A 21,636-nucleotide genomic window follows, 5' to 3' on the forward strand; every position below is an offset into this window, starting at 1 on the left:
AAGATCTCTTTTAGATCTGTTTATTTTTACTTTTATTAGGATCATCAAGATCTGTGGGTAACCGATCAAAGCACATAAAGATCATCAAGTTACGCGATCAATAACATTGGGAAACCCCGATCCATAACCCTATCTCAAACTTGTGTATAAATGGCCTTTTTATCCACACCCCGAATCGTTTGAAAAGTTATTCTTTTTTCGATCAAAGCTTATGCACAGTGGTTTGTAGGATCCTATCCACAGGGGTGATCAAGATGTGATCCAACTGGGGATAAAATGTTTGCTATTTATGTATCGCGATCAAAAGATCGTGTATTTACGTGCGTTATAGCGTGATCTCATTGTGGAGGAGATCTTTTCCAAAAGCTGTGATTAGATCGCCCGATCGCATTTATCAACACCTTCAAAAAAACTGCACGTTTTTATGAACGACAAGATTATTTTTTCAAAACAGCCCATTTTTCAGGAGAAAAACATAGGAGCTGACCAAAATTCAGTCACTTTTATAAGGTAGAAGTGGGTCTGAAAGAATGGTTATTTGTTTAACTGAAGGAGATCGTTGAGTGTATCTATGAATTAAAACCGTATTGTTTTGGTAAAAGCGTGATCAATAGGCTAAGTGATTCGCTATTACCTGGCACAACAGGAACATGCAATAAGGTTTAATGAAGGAAAAGACCTAGCAGAGTAAGGGCTAGGTTTCGAGAGAGGGGAAACCAGGTGCTATTAGCGCACCTGGTTGGGTTGATAGCGTGGCTGTGAAACAGAGCCTTGCATGTCTTCTTGTTCAATGGTTAAGCCTTCACGGCGGCTTGGACCTTGGAACCTAACTTTGTAAGTGTCGTACTCTTTAATCGACTCAAAACAATAGGGGCCAAGGGCATTTTCAAGTTCGGCTAAATTGTGATTGGTGATCAAAATACAGTTTTTCTTGTTTACCAAGCGTTGTCTTAGCAGATTACCAAACCAACTCTGCGCATTTTTCTTTAACACGCTTTCGTTTACACACACCTCATCAAGAATAAGCAGATCAACGTCTAGCAGTTCCTGATTGATCTCCCTGAAGCGCTGCCCCGCGTTGTCCGAAGCCCCAAAATCAAACGAGAAATTGCGCATTTCAAGCAGTGTAGACAGTTGACGATAAAGCACTGAAATTTCGTACTGCTCTATAAGTTGATGGGCAATGGCACCGGCAATATGTGATTTACCACGACCGTAATCGCCGTAAAACAGCATCATATGCGAGCCGCTTTGACGCCATGCAGGGTCGTCATGGGCAGCAATAAAAGACTGAGCTATCGATACGGCTTCAATCACATCGTCACTGTCTTCAACTAAGTTGGCGAAGGTCCATTTAGGATTCAGATCAGAACGGCCATGAATAGCCTCTACACGCGCTTTTTTACTACGCTGCTGTAGTTGTGATACTTCTTCGTTCGCTTTCGCCTCGTACTGCTTACGCAGCGTTTTATAGTCGATGTATTCACGATTGGGATCGACGTCTTTGTTGAGCGCTCTCGCTAAATTAGCAATTTTGTCGGTTATACGATCCATAACGAATTAACTCTTCTTAGTTGCGGCATACTTTTCCACCAGCTTTCTAGCATTATCATCTGCTTCTATGCCGGCTGCAACTTTCACTTGTTGCGTTCCCACCACCTTTGTTGGGGCGTAGCCTGAAGCGAGACGCTTGCGCTTGATATTGTTGGCAAACTTTTGTGTCCATTGGAATTCGCTAAACACTGAACTTGGTCTTCCTAACCAATAGGCAATGAATTCACCCACCTCGTTGTCATCAAATGTTTTATCGATAATACCCAGTAGCGAGGCCATTTCTTCAAACAACGCCTTGTTGGGCGTCCAGTTAGGGGTCATGGCGCTATGACGGGCATGTAGTTGGTCGAAGTCTGACTGCGGCTCGCTTAGAAGCGGAAGAAGTAGGGTTTTCCCGTTGATTGTATGCTCAAGATCAAGTTCAAGGGGCAGGGCAACCAAACCCACTTGTTCAAGCTGCTTCACCAAGCTATTGATTTGACGACCGCGTTGGTAAGGCTCGTCTTTGCTGTCGCCGTTTAGCAAATTCAATAATTGCTTATAATCAATAGGTGCCGACGATGTCGTTGCCGAATTTGCACCTGTTCGAAGCCCAAGTAAATACAGTACCCGGCAATCGTTAGAAAGGGGAGATTGCAACGCCGCTAGTTCAGCTTGGGTAAGGTTGCTGTTCATCGCATTGGTTCCACGTAAAAACGCTTGTTAAGCATTGGCCAGCTTTTCGTCAAACCATTCTACGGCGGCATCTTCAGGGATAGGGTGTTCTAGCACATCGATGTATAGCGCGTCGGTAATTAACGTGCCACCTGCGTTTTTAATATGCTTTTCCATTTCTTTTGCGCCGAAACAAAAGGTGTCGTAACTGGTGTCACCTAGCCCAATAACGTAGGCATTTACTGCGCTTAAATCCGCGCCCTCTAGCTGTTTTGCGAACGGCTGGATGTTGTCAGGTAATTCGCCAGCACCGTGGGTTGATGTACACACGATCCACGTTGATTCTGTTTTAATCTCATCTAAATTTGGTTCTGCGTGAATAGTGTGGGTGTGCCCGCTCGCATCAAGTTTTTCCGCAATGGCATCAGCCACATATTCTGCGGCACCTAACATGGTGCCGACGATGATTTCAAAATGCTTGCTCATTATTGGGTTGCTTCTCTATTTACGATTGTCGTCTTAACGTAAGTGCGGCTTATCCCGTAGGTTATTCACCTTCTTACTTTTATGGTCACGCTATTTGCCGATACAGAACGATGAAAAAATCTTACCAAGTAGGTCGTCTGACGTGAATTCACCGGTTATCTCACATAGTGCCTGGTGAGCCAAGCGCAATTCTTCAGCAAGCAACTCACCCGCCATAGCATCATGCAGTTGTTGTTCGCCAGTGCTTACATAACTGTAGGCTTGGTCGAGTGCATCTATGTGTCGTCTGCGCGCAATAAATTGACCTTCAGTTGTAGTATCGAAGCCCATGGTTTTGGCCAGATGTGCTTTTAGCGTGTCGACGCCGCTACCTTCTTTGGCTGATAGATTGATAACTGAGATATCACCTTGCTCGGTGGCAACTGTGCTTTGTCCAATATCTAAGGTACTAAGGTCGGCCTTGTTGCGAACTACGGTAACGGGGATGCCTTGTGGCAATCGGGCCATAAATTCTGGCCATATTTCATAAGGGTCGATAACAGCAGTTGCGGTAGAGTCTACAACGAATAATACGTGGTCAGCTTCATTGATAGCTTGCCACGCGCGCTCAATACCAATTTGTTCCACTTTATCTGGGCTTTCTCGAAGTCCTGCTGTGTCGATAATGTGCACCGGCATACCATCAATGTGAATATGCTCTTTAAGCACGTCTCGCGTGGTACCGGCTATATCGGTAACAATGGCGCTATCTCGTCCTGCCAGGGCGTTTAATAAGCTCGATTTACCGGCGTTAGGTCGCCCCGCAATCACCACCTGCATACCTTCGCGCAACAAGGTGCCTTGTTTAGCCTGTTCGCGCACTTTGGTTAAGCTTTGCATAATTGCGCTTAAGTCACCTGATACTTTCCCATCAGATAAGAAATCAATTTCTTCTTCAGGAAAATCGATGGCCGCCTCTACGTACATACGAAGATGCACGATTTGGTCAGATAGCGTTTGAATTTGTGTAGAAAACTCACCCTGTAGCGAGCGCAGCGCACTTTTTGCTGCCTGTTTAGAACTTGCATCAATCAAGTCGGCAATCGCCTCTGCTTGCGCAAGGTCTAATTTATCATTTAAAAAGGCTTGTTCACTGAATTCACCTGGATTGGCAAGCCGGGCATCGCCCGTTGCAAGCACGGCATCAATCAGCATGTCCATGACAACTTGACCGCCATGGCCCTGCAGTTCAAGTACATCTTCACCGGTAAATGAGTTAGGCCCTTTAAAAAACAGTGCTATGCCCTGGTCTATTACGCTGTTGTTAGCATCAACAAACGGCGTATAGGTCGCAAGACGTGGTGTTAGTGCGCTTGGTACTAACGCCTCAGCGATGGCTTTAGCCTTAGGACCTGAAACACGTACTATACCTACGCCGCCACGACCGGGCGCTGTCGCTTGTGCGGTAATAGTGTCGGTAGAAAGGGTGAGTGATTCCATAATTAGTCGCGGAAGTTTTTAAATTGGAAAGGTTGGCCTAAGTTCGACTCTTTAACCAGTGAAATCACTTGCTGCAAATCATCACGCTTTTTACCTGTTACGCGAAGTTCTTCGCCTTGAATAGCCGTTTGCACTTTGATTTTGGCGTCTTTCACCAGCTTCACAATCTTCTTCGCCATCGGCTGCTCAATACCTTCTTTAAAGGTAATGGTCTGACGGTAAGTTCTACCGTGTGCATCGTAGGGTTTAACATCCATAGATGAAGTGTCTACGTTACGTTTAGACATCGCCGTTCTAAACATGCTTTCCATTTGCTGAAGTTGGAATTCAGCTTCAGCTTTCATGACCACGGTTTTATCTTTGTACTCAAAGCTCGCGTCAATACCGCGAAAGTCGAAACGCGTTGATAGCTCACGGCTTGCGTTTTCAGTGGCGTTGCGTACTTCTTCCATGTTGATTTCAGAAACAATATCAAATGATGGCACAGGTTATTCCTCTTAAGACAAAACAGCCCGCATAGGCGGGCTGTATAATTCATTGATCAGCGTGTTATTTACTGCTGATGCCCCGCTTCTCCATTGAAGCATAAATCATTTTGGCTTGAACCAAGGTAATCACGTTACTGACTAGCCAGTATAGTACCAGACCTGCAGGGAACCACAGGAAGAATACACTCATTGCTACCGGCATCCATTGCATGATTTTCTGCTGCATTGGATCAGTAATGGTGGTTGGCTGAAGTTTTTGCAATAGGTACATACTTGCGCCAGTTAGAATTGGCAGCACAAAGTATGGGTCTTTTGTAGAAAGGTCAGTGATCCAAAGCACAAAGTCTGCATGGCGTAGTTCAACACTTTCCATCAGTACCCAGTAAAGCGCAAGGAAGATAGGCATTTGCAGAAGAAGAGGTAAGCAACCGCCCATTGGGTTTACTTTCTCTTTGCGGTAAAGCTCCATCATAGCTTGAGACATTTTTTGTCTGTCGTCGCCAAAACGGTCTTTTAGCTGCTGCATCTTAGGTGCTAAGTTGCGCATACGTGCCATTGACTCGTATTGCTTCTTAGTTAGCCAGTACATCGCGCCTTTCACTACAATAGTGATAAGGATAATTGCCACACCCCAGTTATTAACTAGGCTATGAAGGAATGTAAGAAGGGCGAACAGCGGCTGTGAAATCCAGAAAAGAATACCGTAATCAACGGTTAGGTCTAATCCGCGCGCAATTTTCGCTAGGCTTTCTTGATCTTTAGGACCCATGTAAAGGGTAGACGCAAGGGTTTTGGTTTCACCAGGCGCTACGCTCTCAGACGGAGACAATACACCAATTACCGCATACTGATTTTTCAGGTTACGAGAATAAAGCGTGTTAGTTTGCTCTTGTGAAGGTACCCATGCTGATACAAAGTAATGTTCAAGCATGCCAACCCAACCCGCTTTCGTGGTTTCGCGTAGGTTGTCATCTTCAATCTCGTCGAACGAGTACTTCTGGTAGCGGTCATCTTCCGTTGAAAATGCAGCACCACGGTACGTTGGCATAAACATGTTACCGTCGTCTTCAAACTCCATCACTTGTTTAAGCTGTGCATACGGCTGAACCGTTGCTGCGCTGCCAGTACCATTTTCAACGCTATAGCTCACGTTTACGTCGTACTGACCTTTAGTGAAAGTGAAGGTTTTGGTAACTGACAAGCCTTGGTTGTTTTTCCATGTAAGAGGAATAACAAGGGTGTCGCCAGTCATTTCATAATAGTCACTTTGTGCATTATACACAGGGCGGCCACTGCTGCTTGCATCAGGCCCTTGAGCACCTATTAGGCCACTTTGCGCTACATAAAGACCGTTGCCAGAGCGAAGTAGGCTGTAAGGAATATCCGAACCTTGCTCTACCGGAAACTTAAGTAAGTCTGCTGATACTACATCGCCGCCTAGCAAATCGATGCGTAAATCAAGCGTATCGGTTTTTACTTCAATAATGCGGTTTGAGCTTTGCGCCGCTGCGATAGGTTGTGCAGCAGGAACGCTATCACTACTAGGTACATCTTCGCTGCCATTTTCATTAAATGACGGTACGCCTTGTGATGTCTCTTGCGTTTGTTGTTGCTCAACAGGCACAACTGGCTGTGGCCCATAATCTTTTTGCCATGATTGCCAAAGCAAAAAGCTAACTAGCGCAAGGCCAATTATCAGAAAACTACGTTGCGATTCCATAGAGGTCTCTTTATTTTGAGTGTTTATCTTGTTGTTTTTCCGGCACTGGATCATATCCGCCGGCATGCAAAGGGTGGCATTTTAATATGCGTTTAATAGATAACCAACCGCCTTTTACTAATCCGTGCGTTTTTAATGCGTCTATAGCATACCAAGAACAAGAAGGATGGAAACGACATCGTTGCCCTAACATAGGGGAAATGAACCATTGATAAAATTTTATCAATGCCAAAGGCACTGCAATTAAGAGTTGCCGCAACGCTTGTTTAATTTTTTCCATAGCTTGTCCAATGTAGCGAAAACTTCTTGGTTGCTAAGGTTGTCAGCGCCAGACTTGCCAATAACGATAATATCGACATTGGGTAAGTTGTGCTGTTTATGCCTAAAACTTTCTCTGACTAATCGCTTCAAACGATTTCTATCGTGAGCTTTACGGATACGTTTTTTCGCGAGCGTAATGCCTAAACGAGGAGTTGAAAGTGTATTTTTTCTGGCTAGAACAGTAAAAGAGGGAGATACAGCTGGGGTTGCGTTATCAAACACATAGGTAAAGTGGGTGGGAGTTAACAGACGTAACTCCCTAGAAAAATTATTCTCGCCCACTTTGGCGTCTTTCAATTAAGCTGAAAGACGAGCGCGGCCTTTTGCACGGCGAGCTGCTAGTACTTTACGACCATTTTTAGTCGCCATACGAGCACGAAAACCGTGAGAACGCTTGCGCTTTAGATTGCTCGGTTGAAATGTTCTTTTCATGACCAAAGTCTCACTTATATTTAGTTAAACATAGGCGTTTTTGGTAACACATTATGCTGTTGCCAGAACAATGTGGTGTTTTCACCAGAAAAGCCCATCGAAAAAGGACGCTGAATTCTAGAGATCTCGGGGCGTGCTGTCAATGCATATTCTCGCTTTTCGGATGAATAAGTGAACAATTTTTGCATTTTCTAATCGATAGCTTAATCGATAACGCAGTTTTCGTACAAATCGTCTGTGAATAACGCGTAAAATTTGGTTAGGTTATCCACAGTGCGTTGTGAAAAACACAGAGATAGATATAAAAAGCAAGGTGATCTAACGGTTTTTTAGCACAAATTTAGAATGAATTTTTCTCGTTATAGTTTGATTTGATCTAAAAGAAAAAAGCTTGCTAATCAGTTGCTTGTTGTTTTGATCGAAAAGATCGATCGGGATCGCCATTTACATTGTGTTGATAAAGTAAGATAATCCACAGCGATTAAAACGATAACTTAATTTCTCGCTGCTACCCAACACTTCCAACGCTATTTTCTTCTAATGGCGCTTTTTAGTGCCTGCTTTCTTTATGCTTGGCTTTTCAGGAGTTGGTTTTTCTAGCGAGTTACGGGAGCTAACTACGTACCATGTCCTTGTGGAACCAATGCCTTGAAAGATTGCGTCAAGAATTACCAACGCAGCAGTTTAGTATGTGGATACGACCGCTTGTTTGTGAAGAACAACAAGGCGTGGTTGCACTCTATGCTCCCAATCGTTTTGTACTTGATTGGGTAAGAGACAAGTACCTGAATAATATTACCGCACTACTAAAAGAGTTTGCCGGAAGTGACGCACCACAATTGCGTTTAGAAGTGATGAATCGTCACAGCGTAAGCCGAAGTCAGCCTGTAAGTACCAGCGGATCTTCACCTGCTCCAAATACGCCTAATAATCAACCAAGTAAGCCTAGTGCACCTGCGGGCGGTCAAGGGTATCAGAACTATAATACTAGTAATCAGCCTGTTCACAGCGGCAGTAATGGGCAGCACACATCGTCTTATTCACCAATGTCGAATAGCGGTATGCCATCATCGGCAAGCCAAGCGGGTGATCAAGGACAAAACAATGCGTTTTCAAAATCACCTTCATACACACAGGGTATGGATCTAAATGATCGCGGTGCGCAAAACCACGACCGTAATGGATATAATGCATACGCAGATCAAGCGCCAAGATCGTCTACACCGCCGAAAGTGATCCCGATCCCTGAGGCGATGAAGCATAAAAGTAATATTAATCCGACCTATCAATTCGACAACTTTGTCGAAGGTAAATCTAACCAGCTAGCACGTGCGGCTGCAACTCAAGTTGCAAATAACCCAGGCGGTTCTTACAACCCACTGTTTATTTACGGTGGTACGGGCTTAGGTAAAACTCACTTATTACATGCAGTGGGTAATGGCATCGTAGCTAATAACGGTGACGCTAAAATTGTGTATATGCATTCAGAGCGTTTCGTGCAGGATATGGTTAAGGCACTACAAAATAACGCGATAGAGGACTTTAAGCGCTTCTATCGCAGCGTTGATGCGTTACTTATCGATGATATTCAATTCTTTGCTAATAAAGAGCGTTCACAAGAAGAGTTCTTCCACACGTTCAATGCGCTTCTTGAAGGTAACCAACAAATCATCCTTACTTCTGATAGATATCCTAAAGAGATTGATGGGGTAGAGGATCGATTGAAATCGCGCTTCGGTTGGGGTTTAACTATTGCTATAGAGCCACCAGAGCTCGAAACCCGAGTGGCTATTTTGATGCGCAAAGCGGCAGAGAACCGGATTCACTTACCTAATGAAGTGGCGTTCTTTATAGCTAAGCGATTGCGTTCAAACGTACGTGAGCTCGAGGGTGCACTTAACCGTGTTATTGCTAACGCAAACTTTACCGGTCGCCCTATCACTATTGATTTCGTTCGCGAAGCGCTTCGAGACCTTTTGGCGCTTCAAGAAAAATTGGTAACCGTTGATAATATTCAGAAAACCGTCGCAGATTATTATAAGATAAAAGTAGCTGATATTTTGTCTAAACGACGTAGTCGTAGTGTGGCGCGTCCTCGCCAAGTCGCGATGGCGCTGGCCAAAGAACTTACCAACCACAGTTTACCTGAACTAGGAAACGCGTTTGGTGGACGAGACCACACTACGGTTTTACACGCTTGTAGAAAAATAGAGCAGCTAAGAGAAGAAAGTCATGATATAAAAGAGGACTATAAGAACCTCATTAGGACTTTGTCTTCCTAACACCACGACCTTAGAGGCGAGATAGCACTGCGATGAAATTTACTATAAGCCGCGAACAATTTTTACAACCCCTACAGTTGGTATCTGGTGCTGTAGAGCGTAGACACACACTGCCAATTCTTTCCAATGTTCTCATCAAAGTAAGTGAGGACGCACTTTGGCTTACTGGTACAGATTTAGAGGTAGAACTAATTTCTAGTGTGAAATTAGAAGGTGAATTCACGGAAGGTGAAATTACTGTTCCTGCTAAAAAGCTGTTTGATATTATTCGCGGTATTTCTGAAGGAACAGATATTCATTTCTCGTTAGACGGCAGCAAAGCACTTATTCGTGCCGGTCGAGGTCGTTATACGCTTTCTACTTTATCTGCCAACGACTACCCAAATCTAGAAGACTGGGAAGGCGAAGTTGAGTTTGAATTATCGTGCAGTGATCTAAAACGTCTTATCGATGCAACGAGCTTCTCAATGGCTCAACAAGACGTACGTTATTACTTAAATGGTATGTCCCTTGAAACGGAAGAGAATATCATTCGTACCGTTGCAACAGACGGTCACCGCCTTGCACTTTGTCGCCTAAACTATGAGACCGCTTTGCCATCTCGTCAGGTAATTATTCCACGTAAAGGCGTGTTAGAAATTTCTCGTCTTATTAGCGAAGATGACAAATCTCTTAAGGTGCAAATAGGCGCAAACCATCTTCGAATTTTCTCAAACGATTTCATTTTCACTTCGAAATTAGTTGATGGCAGATTTCCTGATTATCGCCGTGTTTTACCTCAAAATGGCGACAAGGAAATTATTGCGAGTAAAGCTGTATTAAAAGAAGCTTTTTCACGTGCGGCCATTCTATCTAACGAAAAGTTTAGAGGCGTACGATTAAACTTGTCTTCTGGTGAGCTTAAGATAACGGCTAATAACCCAGAGCAAGAAGAAGCGGAAGAAATCGTTGATGTTCAATATCAAGGTGACGATTTAGAAATTGGCTTTAACGTTGCCTATCTAATTGACGTATTGAATGCGCTTGGATCTGATGGCGTTAAAGTGAGCCTATCAGACTCAAACGCAAGTGCGCTAATCGAAGATGATGCTGATGACGCCGCGTTATACGTTATTATGCCAATGCGACTGTAGTCACTACTACATTAAGTGTTTGCAGCGTTTCGCATATTCCACGTTATTTTGTCATTTAAATTATCAATTCAAGAAGCGATGAGTGTTGATACTCCTCGCTTCTTTTCTTTCATCAGTGTGACCTCATGAAACTGGACCGCGTCCAGATTACACAGTTTCGTAATCTTAGTTCCGTATCACTTTCTCCTTCACCAGCGTTGACTATCATTAAAGGCGTGAATGGGAGTGGGAAATCCTCGTTAATCGAAGCACTTTATTACCTAGGCTTTGGACGTTCTTTTAGAACAAATAAACACAGTTCGGTTATTCAAAATGAGAAGGACAGCTTCAGTGTTTTCGCGTCATGCAAAACTGAAGAAGGGGATGAATTAAAGCTAGGTTTTCAACGAAGTAGAAATGAGACATTCACTTGTAGTATTAACGGTGAACATTCAAATAAATTATCAGATTTAGTTAGCTTGGTACCACTTCAACTTTTTACTCCGCAGAGTACTGACCTTATAATTGGTTCGCCTTCCGAGCGTCGACGTTTTTGTGATTGGGGATTGTTTCACGTGGAACATCAGTTTCAATCACTTGCTAATCAGTATGGTAAATTTTTAAAACATAGAAATGCCTTACTGAAACAGCAGGCAAATTTAAGCGCACCACAAAATCAATATTGGGAGTCTCAGTTCTCAGAACTAGGTGAATCTCTATCGGCTACGCGTCAGGAATATGTGGATACCCTTACGCCTATTTTTAAGCAATATGCGCAAGAATTTCTTCCTAACTTCGATGTGGAATTAAGTTACTATAAAGGGTGGGAAAAAGATGTCGGTTTATCAGAAAGCCTAGTTAAAAAACGTGAGTATGATGGTAAAATAGGACATACCTCTTCTGGGCCCCATAAAGCCGATTTAAGGCTTAAAGTGAATGGAGTAAACGCCCAGGAGCTTTTATCGAGAGGACAGCTTAGAATGGCTGTGGCAGCGCTTCAAATGTCACAGACTAAGCTATTTAATAAGGCAACGCAGCGTAAAAGTATCTTTTTACTTGATGATGTAGGTGCCGAACTAGATGCCGATAAAAGAGAACAATTTATTGATGGGTTGCTCAAAATGGATACGCAGGTTTTCGTTACTGCAATAGAATCCACGCAACTCGCTTTTATACAAAAATACAACGAAAAGAAAATGTTTCACGTGGAACATGGAAGCGTGAAAGAGGAGTAAAAGCTAGTATGTCAGCAGAGAACAACTACGACTCGTCCAGTATTAAAGTACTTAAAGGATTAGATGCCGTAAGAAAGCGTCCTGGTATGTATATCGGTGATACTGATGATGGTACCGGATTACACCACATGGTTTTCGAGGTGGTCGATAACTCTATCGATGAAGCACTTGCTGGACATTGTTCTGAGATTACTGTGCTCATTCACAGCGATGGCTCAGTATCTGTGTCTGACGATGGACGTGGTATACCAACTGAATTGCACCCAGAAGAGGGTGTGTCTGCAGCTGAAGTTATTATGACGGTTCTTCACGCCGGCGGTAAGTTCGACGATAACTCTTATAAAGTGTCGGGCGGTTTGCACGGTGTAGGTGTATCAGTAGTAAACGCACTTTCAAGCCGACTGAAGCTTCGTATTCGTCGCGGCGGTAAAGCGCATGAACAAGAATATCATCATGGTGTTCCACAGGCGCCACTAGCCGTAACAGGCGATACTGACAAAACGGGAACTATGATCCGTTTCTGGCCAAGTTCAGACACCTTCACAGATACGCTTTACCACTACGATATTCTTGCTAAACGTCTTCGTGAACTATCATTTTTGAACTCTGGTGTGTCTATTCGCTTGAAAGACGAACGCGATGGAAAAGAAGACCACTTCATGTACGAAGGTGGTATCAAAGCTTTCGTTGAGTACCTAAATGAAAAGAAAACACCTGTTCACCAGAAAGTGTTTCATTTCAGCAGTGAACAAGAAGACGGTATTGCAGTAGAAGTCGCGATGCAATGGAACGATAGTTTCCAAGAGAACGTGTTCTGTTTCACCAACAACATTCCTCAGCGCGACGGCGGTACTCACTTGGCGGGCTTCCGTGGAGCCTTAACGCGTACATTGAATAACTACATGGAAAAGGAAGGCCTGAACAAAAAGGCAAAAACGAATGCCAGTGGTGACGATGCGCGTGAAGGTCTTACCGCAGTTATTTCCGTTAAAGTACCAGATCCGAAATTCAGCTCACAGACAAAAGATAAGCTTGTATCTTCTGAAGTTCGTCCAGCAGTTGAGTCGGCAATGAACGAAAAGCTAGCAGAGTTTTTATTAGAAAACCCTGCAGAAAGTAAAATCATTGCGGGTAAAATTATTGATGCTGCTCGTGCTCGTGAAGCTGCACGAAAGGCCCGTGAAATGACACGCCGTAAAGGTGCGCTAGATTTGGCTGGCCTACCAGGTAAGCTAGCTGACTGTCAGGAAAAAGATCCTGCACTTAGTGAACTATACATAGTGGAGGGTGACTCTGCGGGCGGTTCAGCTAAGCAGGGTCGTAACCGTAAAAACCAAGCTATTCTGCCGCTTAAAGGTAAAATCCTAAACGTTGAGAAAGCGCGTTTTGATAAGATGCTTTCTTCTCAGGAAGTTGCGACGCTTATCACGGCACTAGGTTGTGGTATCGGTCGTGACGAGTATGACCCTGAAAAATTACGCTATCACAGCATCATTATCATGACCGATGCTGACGTAGATGGTTCTCACATTCGTACGCTTCTACTCACATTTTTCTATCGTCAAATGCCTGAAATCATTGAGCGTGGATATGTATATATTGCACAGCCACCGCTATACAAAGTGAAGAAGGGTAAACAAGAGCAGTATCTTAAAGATGACGATGCGCTAACTAACTACCTAACATCAATCGCAATTGACGGTGCGTCTTTGCACACCAGCGATGAAGACCCAGGTATTAGTGGTGTAGGCCTTGAAAACCTTGTTAAGCAGTACCAATCGGTAGAGAAGATGATTGCACGTATGAAACGTCTTATGCCTGCATCTATCCTCTACAGAATGCTTTACACGCCTACGCTAAACCTTGAAGACCTTAAAGATCAATCTGCACTAGAGCATGTGGCGAAACACTTCGTAGAGCAGCTTACAGAGCGCGAAAACGATGGTGCTACATACCGTTATGAAATTCGCACTGATGCTGAGCTTAGCGAGTACTACATTACAATCATTATGCGTATGCACGGTATCGATTATGAGTACGTTATCGATCATGAGTTTATCGAGTCGTCTGAATACCAGCGTCTTAAAGAGCTTAACCTTGCCATTAACGACATGATGGGCAAAGACGCCTATATTCAGCGTGGCGAGCGTAGACAGCCAGTTGAGTCTTTCAAAGAAGCACTAGAGTGGCTAATGAACGAAGCGAAACGCGGCCAATACATTCAGCGCTATAAAGGGCTAGGTGAGATGAACCCTGAGCAACTATGGGAAACCACCATGGACCCAGAAAGCCGCCGTATGCTTCAAGTTACCATTGAGGATGCTATTGGCTGTGATCAGCTGTTCACCACACTGATGGGTGATCAAGTTGAGCCTCGTCGAGAGTTTATCGAAGCTAATGCACTTAAAGTGGAAAACTTAGACGTGTAGCGTTTTTAGCTATTTGAAAAAAGCGACCAATGGGTCGTTTTTTTTTTGCTTACGCTAAGGCGAATTATTCGTATAGACAGAGAGGGGATTACTGAGAACAAACGTGGTTGAAGAGTTTATTCAACGATAAAAGCTAAGTGATGCCGTAAATTTACGGCATCAGATTTAAACTTTTGAAACAACCAAGGCGACTTCCCCCGCACTTGCTGCTGTTGCAGTAAAGCGATAGGTGCCTGTTGAGGAGGGTGTGAATTGCAAGTTCTCTGAGCCCTGCTCACAGACTAAATAAACAGTTGACCCTAACATTACAGGCTGACCTTTATATTTACCGCCACAGCTCTGTGAGGGCGTCCATTTTGCGTCAGATAACCTAAAGTCATAGGGTTGTCCGTCAGCAATGAGTTCAACATCAACTGTCCAGCCTGAATTTGAACGTTTGAACTTGTAACTTGGGTCAGCCTCCCACCAGTTAAATACACCTCTAAGAAACATGTTTTCGAATTGAATGCGAGGCACGTCCGGTGTTATTTCTGGAATTTTAAAGCTTCCACTGCTTGAGCATGCTGAAAGTGCTATGCACATAGAAGCAATAGTTAGTAACTTTTTCACAGCGTCTCCATTTATAAAAAAGCCCAACGTTAAGGCTGGGCTCTTTGTTTTTCGCGGCATAAAACCGCGTTAACTCTTACTAGCCTACGACTTCGCGAGAATAGATATATCTGCGGTAGTAAGGAAAAGTTGCCTTAAAAGCGACAGTAAAGCAAGTCGGTTATTCTTAACCGCTTCATCATCAGCCATAACCATTACGTTATCGAAGAAGTTATCGATTACATTACGTAAGGTTGCTAGCGCAGTAAGGATACGCGTGTAGTCCTGTGAAGGAACAGCAATATCAACTTCTTTCTGTGCGGCTTTCAGCTCAACGTAAAGCGCTTTTTCAGCTTCTTCGGCTAACAGTGACTCATCAATATTCACTGTGTCTGTTACTTCAACGTTCTGCTTAGCAAGGATGTTTGCAACACGCTTGTTAGCGGCAGCTAGCGCTTCGGCTTCTTCCAATGCTCTGAACTTATCTACCGCATGAACTCGGGCTAAGTAGTCAGCTGGCTTAGTAGGGCGACGAGCAGCAACGGCCTGAATAACGTCAATGGCAATAGCTTGATCTTGTAGGAGCGCAGTAAATCGACCCAATACAAAATCAACAACCTGAGATTGTGTTTCAGCATTCGTTAACTTATCGCCATACACATCGATAGCTTTGCTTACTAGCGTTTCAAGATCTAGCGGCAGTGACAGCTCAGTGACAATACGTAGTACACCGATAGCTGCACGACGAAGCGCAAATGGGTCTTTATCACCCTTAGGTAACTGGCCAATACCAAAAATACCCACAAGAGTATCTAGTTTGTCAGCAAGCGCGACCGATGCGCTAACGCCTGAACTAGGAAGTGCGTCACCAGCAAAACGCGGCATGTATTGTTCATACAATGCTTCTGCAACAGGCGCATCTTCACCGTCGTTTAGCGCATAGTATTTACCCATAACACCTTGAACGTCTGGGAACTCCATAACCATGTTCGACATCAAGTCGGTTTTAGCTAGAAGACCCGCTCGTGCAGCTTGTGTTTCATTCGCATCTATTTGCGACGCGATAAACGCCGATAGGGAAGATATACGCTCAGACTTTTCTTTTAGCGTACCAAGCTGTTTTTGGAACAACACGGTTTCTAAGCTTTCTAGACGGCTTTCTAATGTCGTCTTTTTATCGCTGTTAAAGAAGAACTCAGCGTCAGCAAGACGAGGGCGGATAACCTTTTCATTGCCAGAAATAACTTGAGACGCATCGCGACTTTCGATATTCGTTACGAATAAGAAAGTGTTTGAAAGTGCACTATCGCTATCTAGCAGCGGCACATATTTTTGGTCGTCTTTCATGGTATAGATAAGCGCTTCTTTCGGTACTGCCAAGAAAGCCTCATCAAACCCAGCTTGAAGTACAACCGGCCACTCTACAAGTGACGCGATTTCTTCTAGCAAGTCTTCATTATAGTCTGGCTTAAGCGACAAGCTTTGCGCTGCGTCTTCAAGCTGCTGACGCACTTTAGCTTTACGCGCCTCAAAATCTGCCAGCACATATTGTTGCTCTAGGGCAGAGGCGTAATTGTCAGCATGATCCAGTTCAAAGCGAACTTCGCCGTGGAATCGGTGACCCTGAACAACGCGGCCGCTTGTTAAGCCCAATACAGAAACGTTAACCACTTCGCTTCCGTAAAGCACGCAAAGGGTGTGAACAGGGCGTATAAACTGAGTGTTGTAATTACCCCAACGCATTGGCTTTGGAATAGGTAGCTTGCTTACCGCTTGGTTTATCAGCCCTTCTAGTAGCTCTGCAACTGATTGCCCTGGAACGTGGGCTTTATGAAGTAACCACTCTCCTTTGTCAGTTACAAGGCGCTCCGCGTCAGCAACGTCAATGCCGTTACCGCGAGCCCAACCTTGTGCTGCTTTAGTGGGGTTACCGTCGGCGTCAAACGCGGCTGATACTGCTGGGCCGCGTTTCTCTACTACTTTGTCAGCCTGACCTTCAGCAAGACCTGAAACATAAACGGCTAAGCGGCGGGGGGCTGCAAACCAGCTGACTGAATCAAAGCTTAAGTCAGCTTGCGTAAGCGCAGTTTCAAACTGCGTGGCGAAGGCTTCACCTAAAGACTTAAGCGCTTTTGGTGGGAGTTCTTCAGTACCTAATTCAACTAAACAATTTTCTGTACGCACGCTTATGCCTCCTTGTTACATAGTGGGAAGCCAAGTGCTTCACGTGCTTGGTAGTAGCTTTCTGCACACGCTTTGGCTAGCGTTCGAACGCGAAGAATATAGCGCTGGCGTTCAGTCACTGAGATAGCATGACGAGCATCAAGCAAGTTAAACGCGTGTGACGCCTTCATAACCTGCTCATAGGCAGGAAGTGGAAGGTTGTTTTCGATAAGCTTTTTGCTTTCTGCTTCACATTCGTCGAAGGTTCTAAATAAAGCTTCGACGTTGGCGTGTTCGAAGTTATACGTCGATTGTTCTACTTCGTTTTGATGGAATACATCGCCATAGGTCACTTTGCCCATAGGGCCGTCAGTCCAAACCAGGTCGTAGATACTATCTACACCTTGAACGTACATGGCGAGTCGCTCTAAGCCGTAGGTAATTTCGCCGGTAACAGGCTTACATTCAAGGCCGCCTACCTGCTGGAAGTACGTAAACTGAGTTACTTCCATGCCGTTTAGCCACACTTCCCAACCTAGACCCCATGCACCAAGCGTGGGTGATTCCCAGTTGTCTTCTACGAAGCGAATGTCATGAACCAGCGGATCGAAACCTAACTCTTTCAAAGAGCCCAAGTACAACTCCTGAATATTATCAGGTGAAGGCTTAAGCATTACTTGGAACTGATAGTAATGTTGTAAGCGGTTTGGGTTCTCACCGTAACGACCATCGGTCGGTCTACGGCACGGTTGAACATAGGCGCTACTCATTGGCTCTGGACCTAAAGAACGTAGGAACGTCATAGGGTGAAAAGTACCGGCACCCACTTCCATATCCAGAGGCTGAATAATAACGCAGCCCTGACGCGCCCAATAATCTTGAAGCGCAAGGATCAACCCTTGAAAGGTCTTAATATCGTATTTCTGCATACATCCGCTGCTTATTAGTTATCTGACTTAAAATAAAGGTGGGATAGTATACAATTTGTGAGGCATAGTATGTAGGTGTAAAGGGTGAAAAAACGTCACGAATAAAGCCAATATGCCACTTCACAACAAGGATTTAATCTTAAGTCATGCCCAATCAAACAAAAATAGAAAAAAATACGCCTTTGCATCGCTGTGGTTGGGTAAGCAGCGACCCTATTTATTTAGCGTATCATGATAACGAATGGGGGGTACCCGAGCTAGATAGTCGCGCGTTGTTTGCTAAATTATGCCTCGATGGACAGCAAGCCGGTTTATCTTGGCTGACTATTTTGAAAAAACAGCAGAATTTTGAACAGGCATTCTATCAGTTCGACCCTGAGAAAATTTCGAAGATGGGCCCCGCTGATGTCGACAGGCTGATGCAGGACAGCGGCATAATCAGAAACAAGCTCAAAATAGAGTCGATTATTAAAAATGCCAAGGGTTTCTTAGCTATCGAAGCGTCGCAGCCATTCAGTGATTTTATTTGGCAATTTACAGATGGACGTACGGTCATTAATGCGTGGGAAGACTTCAGGCAAGCACCCACATCAACTGATGCGTCTAAAGCAATGTCAAAAGCACTTAAAAAGCACGGATTTAATTTTGTAGGTGAAACGATTTGCTATGCTTTTATGCAAGCTGTGGGTATGGTCAATGACCACGAAGTAGGGTGTCATTGCTACGAACGTACCTGCGAGCTCGCGATAAAGTGACATAGGCAAAGGTAACCGGGTTAAAAAAATGGCCGACTACATACTGTACTCGGCCATTTTCGATATTGATTGCATTAGTTTTTATCTTTTAAATCAGAGTCGCGCTTACTCGTTATTTAGTGGCTACGAGTGTCTCACAATAAGCCTTCAGCGGTGGTAATTCGTCCAGCACCTTAGATTCGTATTCCGATTCAATCTGCTCGCGAGCGATATCTTGCTTTCTTCGCTCATTCTTAGGTAGCTGTTGCCTTGCTTCTAAAATCGCAAATCCGCTTACCTCTATGAATAATGCATGAATGTTGGGATATTGCGCTTTAAAATCAGGCGGAGTACTTATTGGAAGCGCGTTAAGCAGGTTCACGATGCGAATTACGCCTTCTGACAAATCACATTGCTGCTGCTCCATCGCCTTAGCTATTACTATAATACTGTCGGTTATAGTGGCTACGCGCGACTGCCTTGCGGCTTCTTGTCGCTCTTTTTGCTGTTTTAACATAAACAGCAGTTTGCCTGCGTAAAAGCCTAGCGCAAGAATAATTAGTAGCGCGATGCCTGAAAGTACTGCCCAAAGCATGACTCTTTCCCGTTTTTTATTAGTGCTTAAAGTCGTCGATATTAATAGCGTCTAAATCATTAAACGGATCCATATCGTCGTCTTCATCATCCTCTTCTACTATTCCTAATAGGTCACAAAGAATGCGGTGGCGTGCCATCTTCTCGTCGACATAAGCTTGTTGTTCACGGGTGAGCGGTTTATCGTCGTCAAGTTTGTCGAGTAAATCTGACAAGCGTTGATCTGCTTCAAGCGCGGCCAGTTCTTGGGCTGGTGTGGCGTACTTTTTCTTTTGAGCAGGGGTGGGCGTCACTGCTTTTACAAGCTGAATAGGCTTTTTACTGCCGTGGCGCGGATCTTTATTCTCAGCACTCTTTTTTCCCGTCACTTTTTTCTGTTCAACATTGTGGCGATTACCAGCGGGCTTACCTTTATGCTTTTTAGGGCGAGGCGAGTCTGATTTGCGGTTTTCGCTTGGTTTAAAGTCAGGATCTTTACGAACGCCGATTAGGCCGACTTTACGTGATTTCTTTGAACGTGCCATAATTTCCAAATAACAAAGAGAGTGAAAAAACAGCGCTATTATAGCGCGAATTAGTGTCTACGTATTGATCTTTGGGTATGCAGTGCAAAATCAATACGGGGAACATAAAGTATTACGGGAATTTGTTTCAGCGCTTTCTCAATAGAACGACATCGCTGGCAGGAAAAGTGACATCATAGCCATCTCGCTGTGCCAAATATTGAAAGGTTGCTTCGCTGAAAAAGCTAACGTGGGTGACGTCGTTTTTATAGTGCCAATTTGCAAACCTAGCTTTATCAAGTACGCGCTTGGTCATGATGGCAAGAACGCCGCCAGAAGCTACAAGTTTATTAAATAGCGCCCATTCAACATGAGGGGCGTGAAAGTGTTCTATAGCCTCTGTACATGTCACTACGTCATAGCTTTGCTCAAGTACCGATAAGTTGTGTGCATAGAAGGGATCGTACATATTCATCCTAACGCCTTCTTCTTCCAGCATACTTGCTAAAACAGGCGCAGGGCCACAGCCAAAGTCTAGTCCTCGGAGTTCACCAAATTTCATGTCTTTTATAAAAGGTGTAAGTGGCGTTAAAACCTTTCCTAAAAACTTTCGATACCCTTCGTCTTCGAAGCTATTCTCGTGAAGGTCATATTCCTGCTTTTCTACTTCTTTAGATGGTAAGAATTCAGGAGAAACATAAACGAGTTTGCATTGACTACATTGAAGGTAATCGCGCTTTTTATCTGAGTGATAGTGAGATGGCGCGTTAGCGCTTTTGCATAAAGGACAGTACATAGGAAAGTGAACAATAATAAGGGGCTTAAAAAAGAAAAAGGTGATGGTTCTCACCATCACCTTACATTGTATGAGTGTCAGATGACACCTCTCCCGTTATACACTTCTATGTGTATTTTGCTTCCCTAGCCGTGCTCCCCTTATTTTTATTGTTAGCAGAGCTGTATTGTTGTTTTTGGCCCTCGTGGCTCTTTATCCCGTCTTCCATGCTGCATTTTTATTATTATTCTTGTTATTTAGCTTGTAGCTTTTCAAAGGCACCTACAAACTACGCCGTTAGATTACACGAATAATTTCAAAATACAACTTTTTCGGTAACAAATTTTTAACAACAATGTGCAAAAACGGTAATGCTTAGTGTAAGCCCGCGATATAGTTAGATAAAATCTCAATATCTTCGTCGGTTAATTTCATCGCAATATCACGCATCATGCCATTCATGTCATTGTGACGTTGGCCTGCACGGAATGCTTTCAATTGAGCTGCAGTATAAGTTGCATGTTGACCGCTGATATCAGGGAAACCTGCTAAGCCCATGCCGTTGCCCTTAGGACCGTGACACGCGATACATGCAGTTACGCCTCGAGACTCGTCGCCACCTTGGTACAACGCACGGCCAGCTTCAACGTATTGCTCTGGTGTCTCACCCGCCTTCGGCTCTTGGCTTGAGAAATAAGCGGCTAAATCTTTCATGTCTTGCTCTGAAAGTGGGGCAGCCATGCCGTTCATCACAGCATTGTTACGACCTTCCTCGCCACCTGTTTGAGAGGCAAGTTTAAATTCGGTTAATTGCTTAACAATGTACTTCTCATGCTGGCCAGCAAGTTTTGGGTTCATGTCAATCATGCTGTTGCCATCAGGGCCATGACAGGCTGCACATACTGCAGATTTCGCTTTACCTGCCTCGGCGTCGCCTTCTGCCATAGCAGTTGCGCTTAAACCTAAAGACATACATACCAACAAACACAGTTTTTTCATAATAAATCTCTTAAATGGATCCAACGGCTCGCGTGATATACGTGATATCATGCGTATTTTACACATTTAACGCGTCAGAAAAACCTATTCCATGATAAAACTATGGTTTTTAGTTGGTTTATTCATTAAAAAACTGTAAACCGAAGGTTGAGACGCATG

21 protein-coding genes are annotated in these 21,636 nt (G+C 44.1%); 5 read left to right on the forward strand and 16 right to left on the reverse strand.

The window, feature by feature from the left end; genetic code table 11:
• Positions 1 to 726 precede the first annotated feature (726 nt).
• The 9 genes from NO989_RS05600 to rpmH form a co-directional block, all read right to left on the reverse strand.
• Positions 727 to 1,554 carry an ATP-binding protein gene (locus NO989_RS05600; protein WP_014951458.1) on the reverse strand — a complete coding sequence of 276 codons (828 nt, stop codon included), beginning with the start codon at positions 1,552 to 1,554 and terminating at the stop codon, positions 727 to 729.
• 6 nt (positions 1,555 to 1,560) lie between these two features.
• Positions 1,561 to 2,229, reverse strand: a complete 669-nt coding sequence (locus tag NO989_RS05605) for a DnaT-like ssDNA-binding domain-containing protein (RefSeq protein ID WP_015000151.1) — start codon at positions 2,227 to 2,229, stop codon at positions 1,561 to 1,563.
• A gap of 27 nt (positions 2,230 to 2,256) precedes the next feature.
• Positions 2,257 to 2,694 (reverse strand): FMN-binding protein MioC, encoded by a 438-nt coding sequence (gene mioC / locus NO989_RS05610; RefSeq protein WP_014977843.1) that lies wholly within the window; start codon positions 2,692 to 2,694, stop codon positions 2,257 to 2,259.
• 90 nt (positions 2,695 to 2,784) lie between these two features.
• Entirely contained in the window at positions 2,785 to 4,173 is a 1,389-nt protein-coding gene (mnmE, locus tag NO989_RS05615) for a tRNA uridine-5-carboxymethylaminomethyl(34) synthesis GTPase MnmE (protein ID WP_014951461.1), read from the reverse strand.
• Positions 4,174 to 4,175: 2 nt separating this feature from the next.
• On the reverse strand, positions 4,176 to 4,658 hold the full coding sequence (locus NO989_RS05620) for a YajQ family cyclic di-GMP-binding protein (protein WP_014977844.1): 483 nt from the start codon (positions 4,656 to 4,658) through the stop codon (positions 4,176 to 4,178).
• 64 nt (positions 4,659 to 4,722) lie between these two features.
• On the reverse strand, positions 4,723 to 6,381 hold the full coding sequence (yidC, locus tag NO989_RS05625) for a membrane protein insertase YidC (RefSeq protein ID WP_069945256.1): 1,659 nt from the start codon (positions 6,379 to 6,381) through the stop codon (positions 4,723 to 4,725).
• A gap of 10 nt (positions 6,382 to 6,391) precedes the next feature.
• Positions 6,392 to 6,640, reverse strand: a complete 249-nt coding sequence (gene yidD / locus NO989_RS05630; RefSeq protein WP_014951464.1) for a membrane protein insertion efficiency factor YidD — start codon at positions 6,638 to 6,640, stop codon at positions 6,392 to 6,394.
• Positions 6,625 to 6,984, reverse strand: a complete 360-nt coding sequence (gene rnpA / locus NO989_RS05635; protein WP_015000154.1) for a ribonuclease P protein component — start codon at positions 6,982 to 6,984, stop codon at positions 6,625 to 6,627. The genes yidD and rnpA overlap by 16 nt, the downstream gene beginning before the upstream one ends.
• 15 nt (positions 6,985 to 6,999) lie before the next feature.
• On the reverse strand, positions 7,000 to 7,134 hold the full coding sequence (gene rpmH / locus NO989_RS05640) for a 50S ribosomal protein L34 (RefSeq protein WP_014290886.1): 135 nt from the start codon (positions 7,132 to 7,134) through the stop codon (positions 7,000 to 7,002).
• Positions 7,135 to 7,760: 626 nt separating this feature from the next.
• Between rpmH and dnaA the strand changes: the two genes are divergently transcribed.
• From dnaA to gyrB, 4 genes are all read left to right on the forward strand, one after another.
• Positions 7,761 to 9,416: a chromosomal replication initiator protein DnaA gene (dnaA, locus tag NO989_RS05645; protein WP_039228897.1), complete on the forward strand. Its 1,656-nt coding sequence runs from the start codon at positions 7,761 to 7,763 to the stop codon at positions 9,414 to 9,416.
• 32 nt (positions 9,417 to 9,448) lie between these two features.
• A complete protein-coding gene (gene dnaN, locus NO989_RS05650) occupies positions 9,449 to 10,549 on the forward strand; it encodes a DNA polymerase III subunit beta (protein WP_012516526.1) in 1,101 nt (366 codons plus the stop codon).
• A gap of 125 nt (positions 10,550 to 10,674) precedes the next feature.
• A complete protein-coding gene (gene recF, locus NO989_RS05655) occupies positions 10,675 to 11,763 on the forward strand; it encodes a DNA replication/repair protein RecF (RefSeq protein ID WP_014975241.1) in 1,089 nt (362 codons plus the stop codon).
• 8 nt (positions 11,764 to 11,771) lie between these two features.
• A complete protein-coding gene (gene gyrB, locus NO989_RS05660) occupies positions 11,772 to 14,192 on the forward strand; it encodes a DNA topoisomerase (ATP-hydrolyzing) subunit B (RefSeq protein ID WP_039234384.1) in 2,421 nt (806 codons plus the stop codon).
• A 165-nt stretch (positions 14,193 to 14,357) separates the two neighbouring features.
• On the opposite strand, the gene NO989_RS05665 is transcribed toward gyrB, so the two are convergent.
• The 3 genes from NO989_RS05665 to glyQ all read right to left on the reverse strand — a co-directional run bounded on the left by NO989_RS05665 (position 14,358) and on the right by glyQ (position 17,872).
• Positions 14,358 to 14,801 (reverse strand): hypothetical protein, encoded by a 444-nt coding sequence (locus NO989_RS05665; protein ID WP_371342200.1) that lies wholly within the window; start codon positions 14,799 to 14,801, stop codon positions 14,358 to 14,360.
• Positions 14,802 to 14,885: 84 nt separating this feature from the next.
• On the reverse strand, positions 14,886 to 16,964 hold the full coding sequence (glyS, locus tag NO989_RS05670; protein WP_371342202.1) for a glycine--tRNA ligase subunit beta: 2,079 nt from the start codon (positions 16,962 to 16,964) through the stop codon (positions 14,886 to 14,888).
• A gap of 2 nt (positions 16,965 to 16,966) precedes the next feature.
• A complete protein-coding gene (gene glyQ / locus NO989_RS05675) occupies positions 16,967 to 17,872 on the reverse strand; it encodes a glycine--tRNA ligase subunit alpha (RefSeq protein WP_014947716.1) in 906 nt (301 codons plus the stop codon).
• A gap of 146 nt (positions 17,873 to 18,018) precedes the next feature.
• Here glyQ and NO989_RS05680 point away from each other — a divergent pair, with 146 nt between their 5' ends.
• Positions 18,019 to 18,627 carry a DNA-3-methyladenine glycosylase I gene (locus tag NO989_RS05680; protein ID WP_371342205.1) on the forward strand — a complete coding sequence of 203 codons (609 nt, stop codon included), beginning with the start codon at positions 18,019 to 18,021 and terminating at the stop codon, positions 18,625 to 18,627.
• 112 nt (positions 18,628 to 18,739) lie between these two features.
• Here NO989_RS05680 and NO989_RS05685 read toward each other — a convergent pair whose 3' ends face one another.
• The 4 genes from NO989_RS05685 to NO989_RS05700 all read right to left on the reverse strand — a co-directional run bounded on the left by NO989_RS05685 (position 18,740) and on the right by NO989_RS05700 (position 21,477).
• On the reverse strand, positions 18,740 to 19,201 hold the full coding sequence (locus NO989_RS05685; protein WP_333970790.1) for a DUF2489 domain-containing protein: 462 nt from the start codon (positions 19,199 to 19,201) through the stop codon (positions 18,740 to 18,742).
• Between the two features lie 19 nt (positions 19,202 to 19,220).
• Positions 19,221 to 19,724, reverse strand: a complete 504-nt coding sequence (gene yihI / locus NO989_RS05690; RefSeq protein ID WP_014947719.1) for a Der GTPase-activating protein YihI — start codon at positions 19,722 to 19,724, stop codon at positions 19,221 to 19,223.
• Positions 19,725 to 19,851: 127 nt separating this feature from the next.
• Positions 19,852 to 20,553 (reverse strand): class I SAM-dependent methyltransferase, encoded by a 702-nt coding sequence (locus tag NO989_RS05695; protein ID WP_371342214.1) that lies wholly within the window; start codon positions 20,551 to 20,553, stop codon positions 19,852 to 19,854.
• 300 nt (positions 20,554 to 20,853) lie between these two features.
• On the reverse strand, positions 20,854 to 21,477 hold the full coding sequence (locus NO989_RS05700; protein WP_371342207.1) for a cytochrome c: 624 nt from the start codon (positions 21,475 to 21,477) through the stop codon (positions 20,854 to 20,856).
• Positions 21,478 to 21,636: the final 159 nt, after the last annotated feature.

The organism is Alteromonas sp. DY56-G5 (assembly GCF_041414725.1).
Lineage (GTDB): Bacteria > Pseudomonadota > Gammaproteobacteria > Enterobacterales > Alteromonadaceae > Alteromonas > Alteromonas macleodii.